This is a genomic window from Rubritepida flocculans DSM 14296 (assembly GCF_000425365.1).
Lineage (GTDB): Bacteria > Pseudomonadota > Alphaproteobacteria > Acetobacterales > Acetobacteraceae > Roseococcus > Roseococcus flocculans.
Window position 1 is genome coordinate 18397 of the sequence record NZ_AUDH01000003.1, and the last position, 18118, is coordinate 36514.

Consider the following 18118-nt stretch of genomic DNA (forward strand, 5'->3'; position numbering starts at 1 on the left):
CACGCTTCACTCGCGCGCGCCGGGGAGGCCGCCAGTCCCGCACTGTGAAGCCGGGGGAGCTGGAGAGACACAATGAAGCGTCGTGACGTCCTGCTGGGGATGGGGGCGGCCGCGCTCGCGCGCCCCGCCATCGCGCAGCCCGCGCAGAACCGCCTGCTGAAGTTCGTGCCGCAGGCGAACCTGACCAGCCTCGATCCGATCTGGACCACGGCGACCGTCACCCGCAACCACGGCTACCTCGTCTATGACACGCTCTACGGGCTGGACGAGGAGTTCCGCCCGCACCCCCAGATGGCCGAGGGCACGGCCTTCGAGGATGGCGGGCGCATCGCCACCGTCACGATCCGCCCCGGGCAGGTCTTCCACGACGGCGAGCCGGTGCGCGCGCTGGACGTGGTGGCGAGCCTGCAGCGCTGGATGCGGCGCAGCCCGATCGGGCAGAAGCTCGCGGAATACACGGACAGCCTGGAGGCGTTGGACGATCTTCGCCTGCGCTTCCGCCTGAAGCGCCCCTTCCCGCTGCTGCTGAACGCGCTGGGCTCGGTCGCCACGCCCACGCCCTTCATCATGCCCGAGCGGCTGGCGCGCACCGATCCCTTCCAGCAGGTGCGCGAGAGCATCGGCAGCGGGCCCTTCCGCTTCGTGGCGAGCGAGTTCAACTCGGGCAGCCTCGCCGTCTATGCGCGCAACGACCGCTACAGCCCCAACCCGAACGCCGGGCCGCTGTCGCTCACCGCCGGGCCCAAGCAGGTGCATTTCGACCGGCTGGAATGGCACATCATCCAGGACACGGCGACGAGCACCGCCGCGCTGATCCAGGGCGAGATGGACTGGTTCGAGCAGCCCACGCCCGAGAACCAGCTCCTGCTGCGGCGCAACCGCAACGTGGTGGTGGAGAAGCTCACGAAGTTCATGAGCCTCGGCGTGCTGCGCTTCAACCACCTGCACCCGCCCTTCGACAATCCGGCCATCCGCCGCGCCATCCTGCCCGCGATCAACCAGGCGGATTTCATGATCGCCGCGCAGGGGCCGGACCCCGAGAACTGGCGCGCGGGCGTGGGCGTCTTCACGCCCGACACGCCGATGGCGAACGATGCGGGCCTCGCCCCGCTCATGGGCCCGCGCAGCATCGAGCGCGCGCGCGCCCTGCTGCGCGAGGCGGGCTACACCAACCAGCCGGTGCGGCTGCTCGGGCCCACCGACATCCTCAACCCCGCGGCGCTGACGCAGGTGGCGGCGGACCTTTTCCGCCGCCTGCAGCTCAACCTCGATCTCGTGCTGACCGACTGGGGCACGGTGGTGCAGCGCCGCACCAGCCGCGAACCGCTGGAGCGCGGCGGCTGGTCCGTCACCTGCACCACCTTCGCGGGCTTCGAGGTGATGGACCCGGTGAGCCATTTCCCGCTGCGCGGCAACGGCGCGGGCGCCTGGTTCGGCTGGCCCAACATCCCCCGCCTCGAGGAGCTGCGCAGCGCCTGGATCGACGCGCCCGACCTCGCCGCGCAGCAGCGCATCGCGCGCGAGATGCAGGAGGTGGCGATGGCCGAGCTGCCCTTCGTGCCGGTGGGGGCGGTGGCCTCCATCACCGCGCTGCGGCGCAACCTCACCGGACGAATCCCCGGCTTCGCGCAGTTCTGGAACATCCGGCGCGCCTGAGCGCGCCGCGGCAGGAGGGCAGGCAGGCATGAACACCACCCGACGCGGCACGCTGCTGGGGGCGGGCGCGCTGCTCGCCGCCCCGGCGGCCCGGGCGCAGACGGCGGCGGCGAACACGCTGCGCGTGATCCCGCAGGCGAACCTCACCAGCCTCGATCCGGTCTGGACCACCGCGGTGGTCACGCGCAACCACGCCTTCCTTGTCTATGACCAGATCTGCTGCGTGGACGGGCAGGGCGGCATCAAGCCGCAGATGGCCGAGGGCTGGGAAATCGCGCCCGACCAACTCTCCTGGACCTTCACGCTCCGCGAGGGGCTGATGTTCCACGACGGCGAGCGCGTGCTGGCGCGGGACTGCGTGGCCTCCATCAACCGCTGGGCGCGGCGCGACCCGTTCATGCAGGTGTTGCAGCCCAATGTCGCGGCCATCGAGGTGCTGGACGACCGGCGCTTCCGCTTCCGCCTGCACCGGCCCACGCCCATGCTCGCCATGGCGCTGGGACAGACGCCCTTCCCCTGCTTCGTGATGCCCGAGCGCATCGCCGCCACCGACGCCTTCCAGCAGATCCGCGACGCGGTGGGCAGCGGCCCCTTCCGCTTCGTGCGCGAGGAGTGGAACCCCGGCCAGCGCGCGCTGTGGGTGCGCAACGAGCGCTACGTGCCGCGCAACGAGCCGGTGGACGGGCTGGCGGGCGGGCGCGTGCCGCGCATCGAGCGCGTGGAGTGGACCATCCTGACCGACCCCGCCACCAGCGCGAACGCGATGATCCAGGGCGAGCAGGACTACTGGGAGTATCCGCTGCACGACCTGCTCGGCCTGATGCGGCGCAACCGCAACCTCGTCGTGGAGCAGCGCCTGCAGGACGGCACCTACGGCGTGTGCCGCTTCAACACGCTGCACCCGCCCTTCAACAACCCCGCCATCCGCCGCGCGGTGGCCATGGCGGTGGACCAGCGCGACTATCTGCGCGCCGTGGCGGGCGACGACCCGGCCGGCTGGGAGGTATGCGAGGGCGTGTTCACCTGCGGCACGCCGATGGCGAACGAGGAGGGCAGCGAGATCCTCAAGGTCCGCAGCGTGGAGCGCGCGCGCGCCGCGCTGCGCGAGGCGGGCTATGCGGGCGAGCGCGTGGTGCTGCTCACGCCCGGCGACTATCCGCAGATCAACGCGCTCGGCCTCGTCACCGCCGACCTGATGCGCCGCATCGGCATGAACGTGGAGGTGGTGGCGACCGACTGGGGCACGCTGGTGCAGCGCCGCGCGAGCCGCGAGCCCGTGGAGCGCGGCGGCTGGAGCGTGTTCCACACCACCTCGGCCGGGCTGTCGCTGCAGCAGCCGGTGACGCACCTCTTCCTGCGCGCGAACGGCGCCCAGGCCTGGTTCGGCTGGCCCGACGAGCCCGAGATCGAGCGGCTGCGCGCCGAGTGGGTGGAGAAGGGCGCGGATCCGGCCGAGAACCGGCGCATCGCCGCCGCGCTCAACCGCCGCGCGATGGAGTCCATGTACTACATCCCGCTCGGCTTCTACTGGCAGCCCAGCGCCTGGCGGCGGAACCTGCAGGGCGTGTTCCGCGCGCCCGCCACGGTGTTCTGGAACATCCGCAAGGCGTGAGGCGCGCGCCCTTGCGCCTGCCGCCTGTTCGGGCAAGCTGCCGGCAAAGCAGGCGGCGGCCTGCGGGGGCGCGGGGGTTTCCGCGGAAGCCCCCCCTCTCATGCGCCGCCGCGGCTGCGGGATAATCGGCTCCATGCAGGAGCCCGACTGACAGGGAGAGTGGAATGAATCGTCGTGACGTCCTGGCGCTCGGCGCCGCCGCCGGTGCGGCCGCGCTGCTGCCCGCCCCCGCCATCTCGCAGGCGGCGAACCGCGTGCTGCGCTTCGTGCCGCAGGCCAACCTCGCCAATTTCGACCCGATCTGGGGCACGCAGTTCGTCGTCCGAAACGCCTCGATGATGGTGTGGGACACGCTCTATGGCATCGACAACAGCTTCACGCCCCGCCGGCAGATGGTGGAGAACGAGGAGGTCTCCTCCGACGGGCTGACCTGGACCTTCCGCCTGCGCCCCAACCTGCGCTGGCATGACGGCGAGCCGGTGCGCGCGCAGGACTGCGTGGCGAGCCTGGAGCGCTGGATGGTGCGCGACGGCATGGGCCAGATGATCCGCGCGCTGCGGCAGGAGCTTGTGGCGGTGGATGACCGCACCTTCCGCCTGCGCCTGTCCGCGCCCTATCCGAAGATGCTGCTCGCGCTCGGCAAGAACAACACGCCGATCGCCTTCATGATGCCCGAGCGCATCGCGCGCACCGATCCCTTCCAGCAGATCACGGAATATGTCGGCTCCGGCCCCATGCGCTTCAACAGGGCCGAATGGGTGCCCGGGGCGCGCGCCACCTTCAGCCGCTTCGAGCAGTATGTGCCGCGCGACGAGGCGCCGAACTGGCTCGCAGGCGGCAAGCGCATGCTTGTGGACCGGGTGGAGTGGATCATCCAGCCCGACCCCGCCACCGCCTCGGCCGCGCTGCAGCAGGGCGAGGTGGACTGGTGGGAGACGCCGCTGAACGACCTGATCCCCGTCATGCGGCGCAACCGCAACATCCGCATCGACGTGGCCGATCCGCTCGGCAATGTCGGCTGCCTGCGCTTCAACCACCTGCACCCGCCCTTCAACGACGTGCGCGCGCGCCAGGCCGTGGCCTGGGTGGTGAACCAGCCGGACTTCATGCGCGCCGTGGTGGGCGGCGACGACGCGCTGTGGAAGCAGATGAACGGCTTCTTCACGCCCGAGACGCCGAACTACACCGAGGCGGGCGGCGAGATCCTCTCGCGGCCGCGCGATGCGGCGACGGCGCGGCGCCTGCTGCAGGAGGCCGGCTACAACGGCCAGCCCGTGACCATGCTGGTGGCGCAGGATCTCGCGCCGCTCTCCGCCATGGGGCAGGTGGCCAACGCGGCGCTGCGCGCGATCGGCATGAACGTGGATTTCGTCGCGACCGACTGGGGCACGGTGGGCGCGCGGCGGGCGAGCCGCGAACCGCGCGAGCGCGGCGGCTGGAACATCTTCTTCACCTGGTTCGCCGGGGCCGACTGCACCAACCCCGCGAGCTATCTCGGCCTGCGCGCGCATGGCGACGGCGCCTGGTTCGGCTGGCCGAACGATCCGGCCATCGAGGCGGGGCGCGACAAGTGGTTCGCCGCGCGGAACGCCGCCGAGGAGAAGGCGGCCTGCGAGGAGATCAACCGCGCGGCCTGCCAGAGCCTGCCCTTCGTGCCCACGGGCTTCTACCGCGCCTATCAGGCCTGGCGCAGCAACGTGAACGGGATCGTCGCCGGCCCGCTGCCCTGGTTCTGGGGCGTGTCGAAGTCGTAAGGCGCCGCGCGGGGCGGGCGGGCTTGCCTGTCCGCCCCATCGGCTTCAAGAGCGTGGCGTATCGAGTCCGGGCCGAGTGCCGGGGGGTGAACTGAGATGTGGGCCTATATCGTCCGGCGCGTGCTGGCGACCATTCCGGTCATGGCGGTGGTCGCGCTCTTCGTCTTCTCGCTGCTGTACATCGCGCCCGGCGACCCTGCCGCGGTCATCGCCGGAGACCAGGCCACGCCCGAGGATGTGGAGCGCATCCGCGCCTCGCTCGGCCTCGACCGGCCCTATCTCGTGCGCTTCGCCGACTGGCTGTGGGACATCCTGAACGGCGATCTCGGCACCTCCATCTTCACCAACCTGCCCGTCAGCACCATGATCGCGCAGCGAATCGAGCCCACGCTCTCGCTGATGGTGGTGACCATCCTGCTCGCCGTCTCCATCGCCGTGCCGATGGGCGTGGTGGCCGCGTGGAAGCAGGGCACCATGGCCGACCGCGCGGTGATGGGCTTCGCGGTGCTCGGCTTCTCGGTGCCGGTCTTCGTGGTGGGCTATGTGCTGGCCTATGTCTTCGCCCTGGAGCTCGACTGGCTGCCGGTGCAGGGCTACACGCCGATCTCGCAGGGCTTCCTGCCCTGGATCGAGAACCTGATCCTGCCCGCCATCGCGCTCGGCACAGTCTATATCGCGCTGATCGCGCGCATCACCCGCGCGACCATGCTGGAGGTGCTGAGCCAGGACTACATCCGCACCGCCCGCGCCAAGGGCGTGGGGCAGCGCGCCATCCTCTTCCTGCACGCGCTGAAGAACGCGGCGGTGCCCATCGTCACCGTCATCGGCATCGGCATCGCGCTGCTGATCGGCGGCGCGGTGGTGACGGAGAGCGTCTTCGCCATCCCCGGCCTCGGGCGGCTGACGGTGGATGCGATCCTGCGGCGGGACTATCCGGTGATCCAGGGCGTCGTGCTGCTGTTCAGCTTCGTCTATGTGCTCGTGAACCTCGTGATCGACCTGCTCTACACGCTGTTCGATCCGCGGATCCGGTACTGAAGGAGGGCCACCGATGAGCGCGACCTCCCTCCCGCCCGGCGTGACCATCCCGCCTGGCCTCGCCATCGCCAAACTGCCGGGCGACATCCTGCCCGAGGTGAAGCCGAAGCGCGGCGCGATCGGCTTCCTGCGGCGGCACCCCACCATGGCCATCGGCGGCGGGCTGCTGCTGGTGATGGTGCTCGTCGCCGTCTTCGCGCCCTTCCTCTGGACGAAGGATCCGACGGCGCTCGCGCCCGCCCTGCGCACGCGCGAGCCCTCGGCCGATTTCTGGTTCGGCACCGACATGCTGGGCCGCGACGTGTATTCGCGCGTGCTCTACGGCGCGCGCGTCTCGCTGATCGTCGGTTTCTCGGTGGCGATCCTCGCCTCCATCGCGGGGCTGGTGATCGGGCTCGTCTCCGGCTTCAACCGGCTGGCGGACAGCATCATCATGCGCGTGATGGACGGCATGATGAGCATCCCGCCCATCCTGCTCGCCATCGCGCTGATGGCGCTGACGCGCGGGTCGGTGCGCAACGTGATCATCGCCATCACCATCGCGGAAATCCCGCGCGTCTCGCGCCTCGTGCGCGGCGTGGTGCTGAGCCTGCGCGAGCAGCCCTATGTCGAGGCCGCAGTCGCCTCGGGCACGCGCACCTGGAAGATCATCTTCAAGCACATCCTGCCCAACACGCTGGCGCCGCTGACGGTGCAGGCCACCTACATCTGCGCCGCGGCGATGATCACGGAGGCCATCCTCTCCTTCATCGGCGCGGGCACGCCGCCCATCATCCCCTCCTGGGGGAACATCATGGCGGAGGGGCGCGCGCTGTGGCAGGTGAAGCCCTACATCGTGTTCTTCCCCGCCGTGTTCCTCTCCATCACCGTGCTGGCGGTGAACCTGCTGGGCGACGGGCTGCGCGACGCCATCGACCCGCGCCTGGCCAAGCGGATCTGAGGGGGTGAGCGAGCCCATGGACAACCGCCCCGTGCTGCTGGAGGTCGAGAACCTCCAGACCCATTTCCGCACCATGGACGGCGTCAACCGCGCGGTGGACGGCGTCTCCTTCCACGTGCGTTCGGGCGAGACGCTGGCCATCGTGGGCGAATCCGGCTGCGGCAAGTCGGTCACCGCCATGTCCATCCTGCGGCTGATTCCGGAGCCGCCGGGGAAGATCGCGGGCAGCATCCGCTTCCAGGGCCGCGACCTGCTCGGCCTCTCCGACAAGGAGATGCGCGACATCCGCGGCAACGAGATCAGCATGATCTTCCAGGAGCCGATGACCTCGCTGAACCCCGTTCTCACCAACGGGCAGCAGATCGGCGAGACGCTGCGGCTGCACCAGGGCCTCTCCAAGTCCCAGGCCGAGGAGCGCGCGGTGGAGATGCTGCGCCTCGTCGGCATCCCCGAGCCCGGGCGGCGCGTGCGCGAATATCCGCACCAGCTCTCGGGCGGCATGCGCCAGCGCGTGATGATCGCCATCGCGCTGGCCTGCAACCCGAAGCTGCTGATCGCCGACGAGCCGACCACCGCGCTCGACGTGACGATCCAGGCGCAGATCCTCGACCTCATGCGCGATCTCAAGACGCGCGTGGGCGCGGCCATCGTCATCATCACCCATGACCTCGGCGTGGTCGCGGAGGTCGCGGAGCGCGTGGTGGTGATGTATGCCGGCCGCAAGGTGGAGGAGGCGCCGGTCGCGGATCTCTTCCGCACGCCGCGCCATCCCTACACCCAGGGGCTGCTCGGCTCCGTGCCCAAGCTCGGCTCCTCGCTGACGGGCCAGACCTCGCGCCTGTCGGAGATTCCCGGGCTGGTGCCGAGCCTCAAGCAGAAGATTCCCGGCTGCGTCTTCGCCAGCCGCTGCCCGAAGGCGAGCGATCTCTGCCGCGCCGTGCCGCCCGGCCTCGCGCTCAAGGCGCCCGGGCATTTCGCCGCCTGCCACTATGCCGAGGCCGAGGGATCCGTCGCCGCATGAGCCAGCGCGTGTTGGAGGTCACGGACCTCAAGAAGCATTTCCCCATCCGCGGCGGGCTGTTCGGCTCCACCATCGGCTACGTCTATGCGGTGGACGGCGTCTCCTTCCACATCGACAAGGGCGAGACGCTCTCCCTCGTGGGCGAATCCGGCTGCGGCAAATCCACCGTGGGCAAGGCGGTGCTGCGCCTCTTTCCGCTCACCTCCGGCCAGGTGGTGCTGAACGGCCAGCGGATCGACGACATGAGCGCGGGGGCGCTGAGGCCCCTGCGCCGGCAGATCCAGGTGGTGTTCCAGGATCCCTTCTCCTCGCTGAACCCGCGCATGAAGGTGCGCGACATCCTGGCCGAGCCCATCCGGAACTTCGGCCTCGCGCGCAGCGAGGCGGAGGTGGACGAGAAGGTGGGCAGCCTGATGGACAAGGTGCGCCTGCCGCGCGATGCGGTGAACCGCTGGCCGCACGAGTTCTCGGGCGGGCAGCGCCAGCGCATCTGCATCGCGCGCGCGCTCGCCGCCGAACCCGACGTGATCGTCTGCGACGAGGCCGTCTCCGCGCTCGACGTCTCGGTGAAGGCGCAGATCGTCAATCTGCTGCAGGACCTGCAGAGCGAGCTCGGCCTCGCCATGCTGTTCATCAGCCACGACCTCGCCATCGTCGAGCACATGACGCACCGTGTGGCCGTGATGTATCTCGGCCAGATCGTCGAGGTGGCGGAGCGGCGGGCGCTGTTCGGCGCGCCGCGCCACCCCTACACCGAGGCGCTGCTCTCCGCCGTGCCGATCCCCGAGCCCGGGGCGGCGCGCGAGCGCATCGTGCTGCAGGGCGATGTGCCGAGCCCCATCAAGCCCCCGCCCGGCTGCCGCTTCCACACGCGCTGCCCCTACTCGATGGAACGCTGCCGCAAGGAGGCGCCCAGGCTGCGCGACGACGGAACCGGCCATCTCGCGGCCTGCCACCTGCACGACCTGCCGGCCGCCGAGAACCCGCTGCTGAACAAGGCGCCGCCCACCGCCTTCCGTGCCGCCTGAGCCCATCCGCTTCGTCGCCCGGGCGCCGCGCTCGGGCTTCGGGCGGCTCGTGAAGGGGCTGTTCTGGCTGGTGCTGCTCGCCCCGCCCCTGCTCATGCTCGGCACCTGCGCGGGGCTTTCGCGCTTCGTGCTTTCCGAGGACGAGGAGGTGGCGATGGGCGCGCTGCTCTTCGGCGCCGAGGCGCTGGGCTGGCTCTGGACGGCCTGGCTGCTCGGCGTGCCGGCGCTGCTGCTGCTCGTGCTGCTCACGCGGGGACGCAGGCTCGTCATCGAACGTCCACCTTCCGGTTGAGCCCCGCCCCGGCCGGCGCGCCGCGCTTGACGCGGGGCGGGGCATTGGCGAGTCTCGCGCCACGCACGGGACGAACAGGGAGGCGGGCGCCATGCCGCAGGTCACGCTCACGGTGAACGGGAAGCAGCACACGGTCGAGGTCGAGGGCCGCACCCTGCTGGTGGAGCTGCTGCGCGAGAAGCTGCGCCTCACCGGCACCCATGTGGGCTGCGACACCAGCCAGTGCGGCGCCTGCGTGGTGCATGTGAACGGCGACAGCGTGAAGTCCTGCACCACGCTGGCCGTGATGTGCGATGGCGCGCATGTCACCACCATCGAGGGCCTCGCCGCGCCCGACGGCACGCTGCACCCGATGCAGGAGGCCTTCCGCGAGTATCACGCGCTGCAGTGCGGCTTCTGCACCCCGGGCATGGTGATGTCGGCGGTGGATCTGGTGCGCAAGAACCCGCAGGGCCTGAGCGAGAAGGAGATCCGCGAAGGGCTGGAGGGCAATCTCTGCCGCTGCACGGGCTATCACAACATCGTCAAGGCCATCGCCGCGGCGCAGGAGGTGATGCACGGCCGCCGCGCCTCGGTGGCGGCCGCCGCCGAGTAACCCGCCGCAGGCGGGCGCAGGCGGCGCCACAAGCCGCCGCGCCGACCAGGGAGGAAGAAGCCATGAACCTCGTCACGCCCTTCGAAGGCATCGGCGCGAGCGTGAAGCGCAAGGAGGATCTGCGCTTCCTCTCCGGCCGCGGCCAGTACACGGACGACATCAACCGCCCCGGCCAGGCCTACGCCTTCATCCTGCGCAGCCCGCACGCGCATGCGCGCATCGCCGGCATCGAGACGGCCAAGGCCGCCGCCATGCCGGGCGTGCTCGCGGTCTACACCAGCGCCGATCTCGCCGGCATCGGCGGGCTGCCCTGCGGCTGGCAGATCCACAACAAGGACGGCACGCCGATGGCGGAGCCGAAGCACCCCGTCCTCGCCGAGGGCAAGGTGCGCCATGTGGGCGACCCCGTCGCGGTGGTGATCGCCGAGACCCGCGCCCGGGCGCGCGACGCCGCCGAGGCCGTCCTGGTGGACTACGAGGTGCTGCCCGCCGTGGCCAGCATGGCCGCGGCCCAGGCGCCCGGCGCGCCGCTGGTGCACGAGGGCGTGGCGGGCAATCTCTGCTACGACTGGCACATCGGCGACGCGGCGCAGGTGGAGGCGGCCTTCGCGAAGGCGGCGCACCGCGTCGTCTTCGAGACGACGAACAACCGCCTCGTCCCCAACGCCATGGAGCCCCGCTGCGCGGTCGGCGACTACGACACGGCGACGGGCGAGCACACCCTCTACACCACGAGCCAGAACCCGCACGTGATCCGCCTGCTGATGGGCGCCTTCGTGCTGAACATCCCCGAGGCGAAGCTGCGCGTGGTGGCGCCCGATGTGGGCGGCGGCTTCGGCTCCAAGATCTACCACTACGCGGAGGAGGCCATCGTCACCTGGGCGGCGGCGAAGCTCGGCCGGCCCGTGAAATGGACGGCGGACCGCTCGGAATCCTTCGTCTCCGACGCGCATGGGCGCGACCATGTGACGCGCGCCGAACTCGCCCTCGACGCCGAGGGCCGCTTCCTCGCGCTCAAGGTGAGCACCCAGGCGAACATGGGCGCCTATCTCTCGACCTTCGCGCCCTGCGTGCCGACCTACCTCTACGCCACGCTGCTCGCCGGCGTGTACACCACGCCCGCCATCTACGCCGAGGTGAAGGCCGTCTTCACCAACACCGTGCCGGTGGACGCCTATCGCGGCGCGGGCCGGCCGGAGGCGACCTTCCTGCTGGAGCGCCTGGTGGACGTGGCGGCGAAGCGCTGCGGCTTCGACAGGGTGGAGCTGCGCCGGAAGAACTTCATCAGCCCCGACGCCTTCCCCTACCAGACGCCGGTCGCGCTGCAGTACGACAGCGGCAACTACCACGCCACGCTCGATGCGGCCCTCGCCACGGCGGACTGGGCGGGCTTCGAGGCGCGGCGGGCCGAGGCGAAGGCGCGCGGGCGGCTGCGCGGCATCGGCATCTCCACCTATCTCGAGGCCTGCGGAATCGCGCCCTCGGCGGTGGTGGGCAGCCTCGGCGCGCGCGCGGGGCTCTACGAGGTCGGCACCATCCGCGTGCATCCCACGGGCAGCGTGACGGTGCTGACCGGCGCGCACAGCCACGGCCAGGGCCATGAGACGACCTTCGCGCAGCTCGTGGCCGACAAGCTCGGCGTGCCCATCGCCAATGTCGAGGTGGTGCACGGCGACACGGCCAAGGTGCCCTTCGGCATGGGCACCTACGGCTCGCGCAGCCTCGCCGTCGGCGGCTCGGCGATGGACAAGGCGATGGACAAGATCATCGCCAAGGGAAAGAAGATCGCCGCGCACCTGATGGAGGCGAGCGTCGAGGACATCGAGTTCGACCGCGGCACCTTCCGCGTGGCCGGCACGGACAAGGCGAAGTCGCTGACCGAGATCAGCCTCGCCGCCTACGTCCCGCACAACTACCCCATCGAGGAGCTGGAGCCCGGCCTCGAGGAGACCGCCTTCTACGACCCGAAGAACTTCACCTACCCGGGCGGCTGCCACATCGCGGAGGTGGAGATCGAGCCCGAGACGGGGCGCGTGCATCTGGTGAACTTCACCGCCGTGGACGATGTGGGGCGCGTGATCAACCCGATGATCGTGGAGGGCCAGGTGCAGGGCGGGGTGGCGCAGGGCGTGGGCCAGGCGCTGCTCGAGGGCTGCGTCTATGACGCGGACGGGCAGCTCCTCTCCGGCTCCATGCTCGACTACACCATGCCGCGCGCGGACGATCTCGCGCCCGTCTCGGTCGCCACGCACACCACGCTGTGCACGCACAACCCGCTCGGCGTGAAGGGCTGCGGCGAGGTGGGGGCCATCGGCTCGCCGCCCGCGGTGATCAACGCCGTGGTGGACGCGCTGCGCGACTGGGGCGTGGAACACATCGAGATGCCCGCGACACCGCAGAAGATCTGGTCCATCATCCACGGCAAGAGCTGCTGAGGAGCCCGCCATGTACGACTTCGCCTACCACAAGCCCGCCACTCTCGCGGACGCCGTGAAGCTCCTCGCGGCGGACCCCGACGCGAAGGCCGTCTCCGGCGGGCACACGCTGATCCCGGCGCTGAAGCTGCGGCTGAACAAGCCCTCCGCGCTGGTGGACCTCTCGGGCATCGCCGAGATGAAGGGCATCCGCCGCGAGGGCGGCGCCCTGGTCATCGGCGCGCTGACCAGGCACGCCGAGGTGGCCGAGAGCGCCGAGGTGAAGGCCGCCATCCCCGCGCTCGCCTATCTCGCGGCGCATATCGGCGATGTGCAGGTGCGCAACCGCGGCACGCTCGGCGGCAGCGTCTCCAACAACGATCCGGCGGCCGACTACCCGGCCGCGGTGCTCGGCCTCGGCGCGACGGTGCACACCAGCAAGCGCAAGATCGCGGCCGATGACTTCTTCCTCGGCATGTTCACCACGGCGCTGGAGCCGGACGAAATCCTCGTCGCCATCTCCTTCCCCATCCCGGAGAAGGCGGGCTACGCGAAGATGAAGAACCCGGCCTCGCGCTACGTGATGGCGGGGGCCTTCGTCTCGAAGGGGCCGATGGGCGTGCGGGTGGCGATCAATGGCGCGGGCCCTTGCGTGTTCCGCCAGTCGGCCATGGAGGCGGCGCTCGCCGCCCAGTGGTCGCCCGAGGCGGTGGCCGGCATCAAGCAGGACGCGGATGGGCTGAACAGCGACATCCACGGCAGCGCCGAGTATCGCGCGCATCTCGTCACCGTGATGGCCAAGCGGGCGGTGGCGGCGGCGGGCTGATCCCGCCGCGCCGGCATCGCGGCGCGCGGCAGGCCGCGTCCCTCCGGGGGCGCGGCCTTTCGCATCTTCGTCGCCGGCGCGTCATGGGAACTTGGTTTGCTCCGCCTCCGCCCCGCGCCCGATGGTGGGGCGCGGCCAGAGCGCCGCGCGGAGAACCCTGATGCGATCCGACCTGCCCGATCCCGACGGCGGCACGCTGTCGCCCCCGTTCGTGCTCGTCTTCCTGCCCCGGCCCCTTCGCCCCTTCGGCGCCCGGGCGGAGGCGGCGGCGCGCGCCGCGCCGCTTCCCTGCGCCGAGGCGCCAGGCGCTCGCGCCGGCGCCGCGTGGGGGCTGTCCGGCACGGCCGGCGGCGGCGCGCCCGGCCCCGAGGAGCCACCCGAAGAGGGGCTCGAGGACGAGGATGCCCTCGAGGGGGACGAGCAGCCCTTCGAGGAGGACGAGGACGACGAGGCCGACGAGCCTGAGACCGACCAGGAGGACTCCGCCGAGGACGACGGCTGGGAGGACGACGCCGAGGAGGATGAGCCAGAGCACGACGCCGAGGCGGAGGAGTCCGGCGAGGACGCCGACCCCGAGGGCGACGACCTGGAGCAAGATTCGATCCCCTGACGCGCGCTGAAGGGGGGGGCGCGCTGCGGCCGCCCCTCGTCTATCCTCGGGCGCGATGGTCCATGTCGCGATTCTCGGCGGCGGCGTGATCGGCGCCTGCTGCGCCCTCGCCGCCCAGGCGGAGGGCTTCTCCGTCACCCTCATCGAGCCGGAGCAGCCGGGCGGCGAACAGGCCGCCAGCTACGGCAACGGCTGCTGGCTCAGCCCGCAATCGGTGGTGCCGCCCAGCCTGCCGGGGCTGTGGCGCAAGGTGCCGAAGTTCCTCTCCGACCCGCTCGGGCCGCTCGCCATCCGCTGGTCCTACCTCCCGCGGGTCGCGCCCTGGCTGATCCGCTATCTCTTGGCGGGCTGGACGGAGGCGAAGGTGCGCCGCACCGCCCATGCGCTGCGCCCGCTGCTCGAGGGCGCGCCCGCCCTGCACGCGGAGCTGGCGGCCCAGGCGGGGGTGGCGCGCCTGATCGAGCGCAAGGGGCTGCTCTACATCTACCCCTCCCGCGCGGAGTTCGAGGCCGAGGCGCTGGCCTGGCGGCTGCGCGCCGAGACCGGGATGCGCTGGCTCGAGATCGGCGAGGACGAGCTGCGCCAGCGCGAGCCCGACCTCGACCGCCGCTACCGCTTCGGCGTGCTGGTGGAGGAGGGGGGCCATTGCCGCGACCCCGGCGCCTATGTCGCCGCGCTGGTGGCGCTCGCCGAGCGCCAGGGGATGCGGCGCATGAAGGCCCGCGCCACCGGCTTCCGGATCGAGGGCGGGCGGCTGCGCGCCGTGCGGACCGACCAGGGCGAGGTGGCGGCGGAGCGCGCGGTCATCGCCGCCGGCGCGCGCTCCGCCCCGCTGGCCCGCGCCGCCGGGGACCGCGTGCCGCTGGAGAGCGAGCGCGGCTACCACGCCGTGATCGAGGGGGCGGAGGTGGGCCCGCGCACCGCCATGATGCCCTCCGACGGCAAGATGGCCGTGACCATGACCGAGGCCGGGCTGCGCTGCGCCGGCCAGGTCGAGATCGCGGGGCTGGAGGCCGCGCCCAACTGGAAGCGCGCCGAAATCCTGCGCGACCATCTGCTGCGCAGCTTCCCCGGCCTGCCGCGCGATCTCGATCCCGCGCGGGTGAAGTTCTGGATGGGCCACCGCCCCTCCACGCCGGACGGGCTGCCGGTGATCGGCCCGGCCTCGGGAAGCGGCGACGTGATCCACTGCTTCGGCCATGGCCATATCGGCCTGGTCACCGCCCCGCGCTCGGCCGCCATCGTGGGCGCGCTGCTGGCCGGGCGGCCGCCCGCGCCCGACGCCGCGCCCTATTCCGCGCGGCGCTTCGGCTGAATCGCTTTTCGCGTGCATTTCCGCGCGGGGGATGGCACTCTGTTCGCGCCGGCCCAGCATCCCGTTTGGCCGCGAACTGCTTCATGGATTGAACACCGACGTGTCTGACGATTTTTCGCCTGCGGGCGGCGAGGGCCTGATCGAGGCCAAGGTCAAGTGGTACAACGGGCGCAAGGGCTTCGGCTTCGTCCTTGGACCGGACGGGCAGGATGTCTTCTTCCACGCCTCGGCGCTGACCGAGGCCAATGTGGACCAGCCCGACACCGATGACATCCTGGTGTGCGAGATCGGCACGGACCGGCAGGGCCGTCGCCTCGTCACGCGCATCGCCGAACTCAAGCGCGGCCCCGGCGGCGGCGCCCCGCGGCGCGATTTCGGCGACCGCCCGCCGCGGCGCGACTTCGGCGACCGCCCCCCGCGCCGTGACTTCGGCGGCGGCGGCGGTTTCGGCGGCGGCGGCTTCGGCGACCGCCCGCCCCGGCGCGATTTCGGCGGCGGCGGCTTCGGCGACCGTCCGCCCCGGCGCGACTTCGGCGGCCCGGGCGGCGGCGGCTTCGGCGGCCCGCGTGGCGGCTTCGGCGATCGCCCGCCGCGCCGCAACTTCGACGAGGGCACGGGCCCGGTCTATCCGCTCAACGGCACCGTGAAGTGGTTCGACCAGGTGCGCGGCTTCGGCTTCGTGACGCCCGACGATGGCGGGCAGGACGTGTTCCTGCACTCCTCCGTGCTGGCGCGCGCCGGGCGCAGCGACCTGCAGCAGGGCGAGAAGGTCTCGCTCGACGTGCGCGACGGCCAGCGCGGCCGCCAGGCGGTCGGCATCAAGTAACGCGCCCTTTTCGGCGCGTGGCGCAGGGCCCCGGGGGGAGACCTCCGGGGCCTTCGTCGTTTCTTCACCCGCGCGCGCCCAGCCTCGCGCCATGCGCGCGCTCGCCGCCCTGCTGCTGCTCCTCGCCGCGCCCGCCGCGGCGCAGGTGCCCATCTGCAACGCGCTGCGCGAGGGCATGACGGCCTGTTTCGACGGGCGGCTCTGCGTCTGCCGCTTCCAGCCGGGCGGGCAGCTCACCGCCCGGCCGGACGGGCATCGCTGGGATTGCGGGCCGCTGCGCCCCGATTGCCGCCCGCCGCCCGCCACGCTGGATGCGCCGCACAAGCCGCCCTGGCCGCAGTTCATCCCGCCGCCGCAGCTCTGGCTCGAGCCGCCGCGCCCGCCCCCCGAGCGGCCGCGCTGAGCGGGGCAGGGATCATTCCCATGCCGGGAGGCCCGGCCTACACTCCGCGCATTCCCGCGAAGGAGGATCCCCATGCGCCGCCGTTCGCTGCTCGCGCTGCCGCTCATCGCCGCGCCCGCGCTGGCCCGGGCCCAGGAGGGCTGGCCCAACCGCCCCATCACGCTGATCGGCGGTTTCCCCAATGGTTCGGGGGTGGACATCTACCAGCGCCGCCTCGCCGAGCCGCTCTCCCGCGCGCTCGGCCAGCCCATCGTGGTGGACAACCGCACCGGGGCAGGGGGCAACATCGCCTCCGACCTCGTGGCCAAGGCGCGGCCCGATGGCTACACGCTCTATTTCGGCACGGCCGGCACCCACGCGATCAACGCGAGCCTCTACCGCAGCCTGCCCTTCGACGTGGTGCGCGACTTCACGCCCATCGCGCATCTGGGCGATGTGCCCAATGTGCTGACCGTGAGCCCCGAGCGCCGGCCGCACTACACGGACTGCGCGGCGCTGCTCGCCGCAGCCCGGGCCAATCCGGGCCGGCTCAACTACGCCAGCACGGGCAATGGCGCCTCCACCCATCTCGCCGGGGCGCAGTTCGCGGCCGCAGCGGGGGTGGAGCTGACGCATGTGCCCTTCCGCGGCCAGCCGGGTGCGGCGCTCGCCCTGCTCAACGGCGATGTGGACCTGTTCTTCAACCAGACCGGCCCGGCCATCCCGATGATCCGCCAGGGGCAGGTGCGCGCGCTCGGCGTCACCACCGCGACCCGCCTGCCGAGCCTGCCCGATGTGCCGACCATCGCCGAGGCCTGCAACCTCCCCGGCTTCGTGAGCACCACCTGGTACGGGCTGTTCGGCCCCGCCAACCTGCCCGCGCCCATCGTGCAGCGCCTCTCGACGGAGGTGACGCGCATCCTCCAGTCGCCGGATTTCCAGCGCTGGCTGGTGGAGAGCCAGGGCATCGCGCCCCCCACCGTCTTCACGCCCGCTGAGTTCGCCGCGATCCAGCGGCGCGACATCGCCCATTGGGCCGAGGTGGTGCGGCGCTCGGGCGCCACGGTGGACTGAAAATCCGCTGGACGGCGCCTGACATGTCAGGATAGGGTCATCGGCATGTCGCTGCTGACCCCGATCGAGGCGCCGCCCTCGCTCACCGAGCAGGCGCTCGCCGCGCTGCGGCGGGACATCCTCTCCACCCGCCTCGCCCCGGGCGAGACGATCAGCGAGGCCGCCACCGCCCAGCGCCTCGATCTCGGCAAGGCCCCCATCCGGGCCGCGCTGGCGCGGCTTGCGGAGGAGGGGCTCGTCACCGCGCTGCCGCGCCGCGGCTGGGTGGTGAGCCTCGTCACCATCCGCGACATCCATGAGGTGTTCGACCTGCGCGGCCTGCTCGAGCCCGAGGCCGCGCGCCGCGCCGCGGGCCGGGTGGACGCGGCCATGCTCGCCCGCCTCGATGCCGTCTGTGCCGAGGGCTATGACTGCGCCGACGAGGACAGCGTGCTGTGCTTCCTCGCCGCCAACAAGGCCTTCCACCTCGCCATCGCGGAGCTTTCGGGCAATGCGCGCCTCGCCCGCCAGCTCGACCGGCTGCTGGACGAGAGCACGCGCATGCTCGTCCTCGGCCTGCGCCGGCGCGACCGCACGGGCGAGATGGCGCATGAGCACCACGCGCTGGTGGAGGCGCTCGCGCTCGGCCAGGCCGAGCACGCCGCGGCGCTGATGCGCGAACAGGTGGCCGCGAGCCGCGCCATGGTGCTGGCCGCGCTCACCGCCCCCGACGCCATGACCCCCGTGACGGCCTGA

At 71.7% G+C, this 18118-nt stretch carries 17 protein-coding genes; all 17 read left to right on the forward strand.

What is annotated here, in order from left to right:
• Positions 1-72: 72 nt before the first annotated feature.
• The 17 genes from H596_RS0104190 (at position 73) to H596_RS0104270 (ending at position 18118) form a co-directional block, all read left to right on the forward strand.
• Positions 73-1656, forward strand: a complete 1584-nt coding sequence (locus H596_RS0104190; protein WP_027283832.1) for an ABC transporter substrate-binding protein — start codon at positions 73-75, stop codon at positions 1654-1656.
• 28 nt (positions 1657-1684) lie between these two features.
• The gene (locus tag H596_RS0104195; protein ID WP_027283833.1) at positions 1685-3268 is read left to right on the forward strand and encodes an ABC transporter substrate-binding protein; all 1584 of its coding nucleotides are present in this window, start codon (positions 1685-1687) and stop codon (positions 3266-3268) included.
• A 164-nt stretch (positions 3269-3432) separates the two neighbouring features.
• Complete coding sequence (locus H596_RS0104200; RefSeq protein WP_027283834.1) at positions 3433-5022, forward strand: ABC transporter substrate-binding protein; 1590 nt, start codon at positions 3433-3435, stop codon at positions 5020-5022.
• A 96-nt stretch (positions 5023-5118) separates the two neighbouring features.
• Positions 5119-6060, forward strand: a complete 942-nt coding sequence (locus tag H596_RS0104205; protein ID WP_027283835.1) for an ABC transporter permease — start codon at positions 5119-5121, stop codon at positions 6058-6060.
• A 13-nt stretch (positions 6061-6073) separates the two neighbouring features.
• Positions 6074-7000 (forward strand): ABC transporter permease, encoded by a 927-nt coding sequence (locus tag H596_RS0104210; RefSeq protein ID WP_027283836.1) that lies wholly within the window; start codon positions 6074-6076, stop codon positions 6998-7000.
• Positions 7001-7016: 16 nt separating this feature from the next.
• Entirely contained in the window at positions 7017-8021 is a 1005-nt protein-coding gene (locus H596_RS0104215) for an ABC transporter ATP-binding protein (RefSeq protein WP_037300012.1), read from the forward strand.
• Positions 8018-9049 carry an ABC transporter ATP-binding protein gene (locus H596_RS20025; RefSeq protein WP_051212374.1) on the forward strand — a complete coding sequence of 344 codons (1032 nt, stop codon included), beginning with the start codon at positions 8018-8020 and terminating at the stop codon, positions 9047-9049. Before H596_RS0104215 ends, H596_RS20025 begins: the two co-directional genes overlap by 4 nt.
• Positions 9039-9341, forward strand: coding sequence for a hypothetical protein (locus tag H596_RS0104225; protein WP_027283838.1), 303 nt, complete (start codon positions 9039-9041; stop codon positions 9339-9341). Before H596_RS20025 ends, H596_RS0104225 begins: the two co-directional genes overlap by 11 nt.
• Before the next feature lie 91 nt (positions 9342-9432).
• The gene (locus H596_RS0104230) at positions 9433-9936 is read left to right on the forward strand and encodes a (2Fe-2S)-binding protein (RefSeq protein ID WP_027283839.1); all 504 of its coding nucleotides are present in this window, start codon (positions 9433-9435) and stop codon (positions 9934-9936) included.
• 62 nt (positions 9937-9998) lie between these two features.
• Complete coding sequence (locus tag H596_RS0104235) at positions 9999-12371, forward strand: xanthine dehydrogenase family protein molybdopterin-binding subunit (RefSeq protein WP_027283840.1); 2373 nt, start codon at positions 9999-10001, stop codon at positions 12369-12371.
• 10 nt (positions 12372-12381) lie between these two features.
• A complete protein-coding gene (locus tag H596_RS0104240; RefSeq protein WP_027283841.1) occupies positions 12382-13176 on the forward strand; it encodes an FAD binding domain-containing protein in 795 nt (264 codons plus the stop codon).
• Positions 13177-13336: 160 nt separating this feature from the next.
• Entirely contained in the window at positions 13337-13786 is a 450-nt protein-coding gene (locus H596_RS22735; protein ID WP_156910031.1) for a hypothetical protein, read from the forward strand.
• A 55-nt stretch (positions 13787-13841) separates the two neighbouring features.
• A complete protein-coding gene (locus tag H596_RS0104250) occupies positions 13842-15101 on the forward strand; it encodes an NAD(P)/FAD-dependent oxidoreductase (RefSeq protein ID WP_027283842.1) in 1260 nt (419 codons plus the stop codon).
• A 100-nt stretch (positions 15102-15201) separates the two neighbouring features.
• Positions 15202-15927 (forward strand): cold-shock protein, encoded by a 726-nt coding sequence (locus tag H596_RS0104255; protein WP_051212378.1) that lies wholly within the window; start codon positions 15202-15204, stop codon positions 15925-15927.
• A gap of 91 nt (positions 15928-16018) precedes the next feature.
• Entirely contained in the window at positions 16019-16330 is a 312-nt protein-coding gene (locus tag H596_RS0104260) for a hypothetical protein (protein WP_027283844.1), read from the forward strand.
• Positions 16331-16402: 72 nt separating this feature from the next.
• Positions 16403-17383 (forward strand): Bug family tripartite tricarboxylate transporter substrate binding protein, encoded by a 981-nt coding sequence (locus H596_RS0104265; protein ID WP_037300014.1) that lies wholly within the window; start codon positions 16403-16405, stop codon positions 17381-17383.
• 45 nt (positions 17384-17428) lie between these two features.
• Entirely contained in the window at positions 17429-18118 is a 690-nt protein-coding gene (locus H596_RS0104270; protein ID WP_027283846.1) for a GntR family transcriptional regulator, read from the forward strand.

Excerpts from the sequence above, each read along its gene's own strand:
- H596_RS0104190 (WP_027283832.1), top strand. The coding sequence starts at position 73 with ATGAAGCGTCGTGACGTCCTGCTGGGGATGGGGGCGGCCGCGCTCGCG.
- H596_RS0104195 (WP_027283833.1), top strand. The coding sequence starts at position 1,685 with ATGAACACCACCCGACGCGGCACGCTGCTGGGGGCGGGCGCGCTGCTC.
- H596_RS0104200 (WP_027283834.1), top strand. The coding sequence starts at position 3,433 with ATGAATCGTCGTGACGTCCTGGCGCTCGGCGCCGCCGCCGGTGCGGCC.
- H596_RS0104205 (WP_027283835.1), top strand. The coding sequence starts at position 5,119 with ATGTGGGCCTATATCGTCCGGCGCGTGCTGGCGACCATTCCGGTCATG.
- H596_RS0104210 (WP_027283836.1), top strand. The coding sequence starts at position 6,074 with ATGAGCGCGACCTCCCTCCCGCCCGGCGTGACCATCCCGCCTGGCCTC.
- H596_RS0104215 (WP_037300012.1), top strand. The coding sequence starts at position 7,017 with ATGGACAACCGCCCCGTGCTGCTGGAGGTCGAGAACCTCCAGACCCAT.
- H596_RS20025 (WP_051212374.1), top strand. The coding sequence starts at position 8,018 with ATGAGCCAGCGCGTGTTGGAGGTCACGGACCTCAAGAAGCATTTCCCC.
- H596_RS0104230 (WP_027283839.1), top strand. The coding sequence starts at position 9,433 with ATGCCGCAGGTCACGCTCACGGTGAACGGGAAGCAGCACACGGTCGAG.
- H596_RS0104235 (WP_027283840.1), top strand. The coding sequence starts at position 9,999 with ATGAACCTCGTCACGCCCTTCGAAGGCATCGGCGCGAGCGTGAAGCGC.
- H596_RS0104240 (WP_027283841.1), top strand. The coding sequence starts at position 12,382 with ATGTACGACTTCGCCTACCACAAGCCCGCCACTCTCGCGGACGCCGTG.
- H596_RS22735 (WP_156910031.1), top strand. The coding sequence starts at position 13,337 with ATGCGATCCGACCTGCCCGATCCCGACGGCGGCACGCTGTCGCCCCCG.
- H596_RS0104250 (WP_027283842.1), top strand. The coding sequence starts at position 13,842 with ATGGTCCATGTCGCGATTCTCGGCGGCGGCGTGATCGGCGCCTGCTGC.
- H596_RS0104260 (WP_027283844.1), top strand. The coding sequence starts at position 16,019 with ATGCGCGCGCTCGCCGCCCTGCTGCTGCTCCTCGCCGCGCCCGCCGCG.
- H596_RS0104265 (WP_037300014.1), top strand. The coding sequence starts at position 16,403 with ATGCGCCGCCGTTCGCTGCTCGCGCTGCCGCTCATCGCCGCGCCCGCG.
- H596_RS0104270 (WP_027283846.1), top strand. The coding sequence starts at position 17,429 with ATGTCGCTGCTGACCCCGATCGAGGCGCCGCCCTCGCTCACCGAGCAG.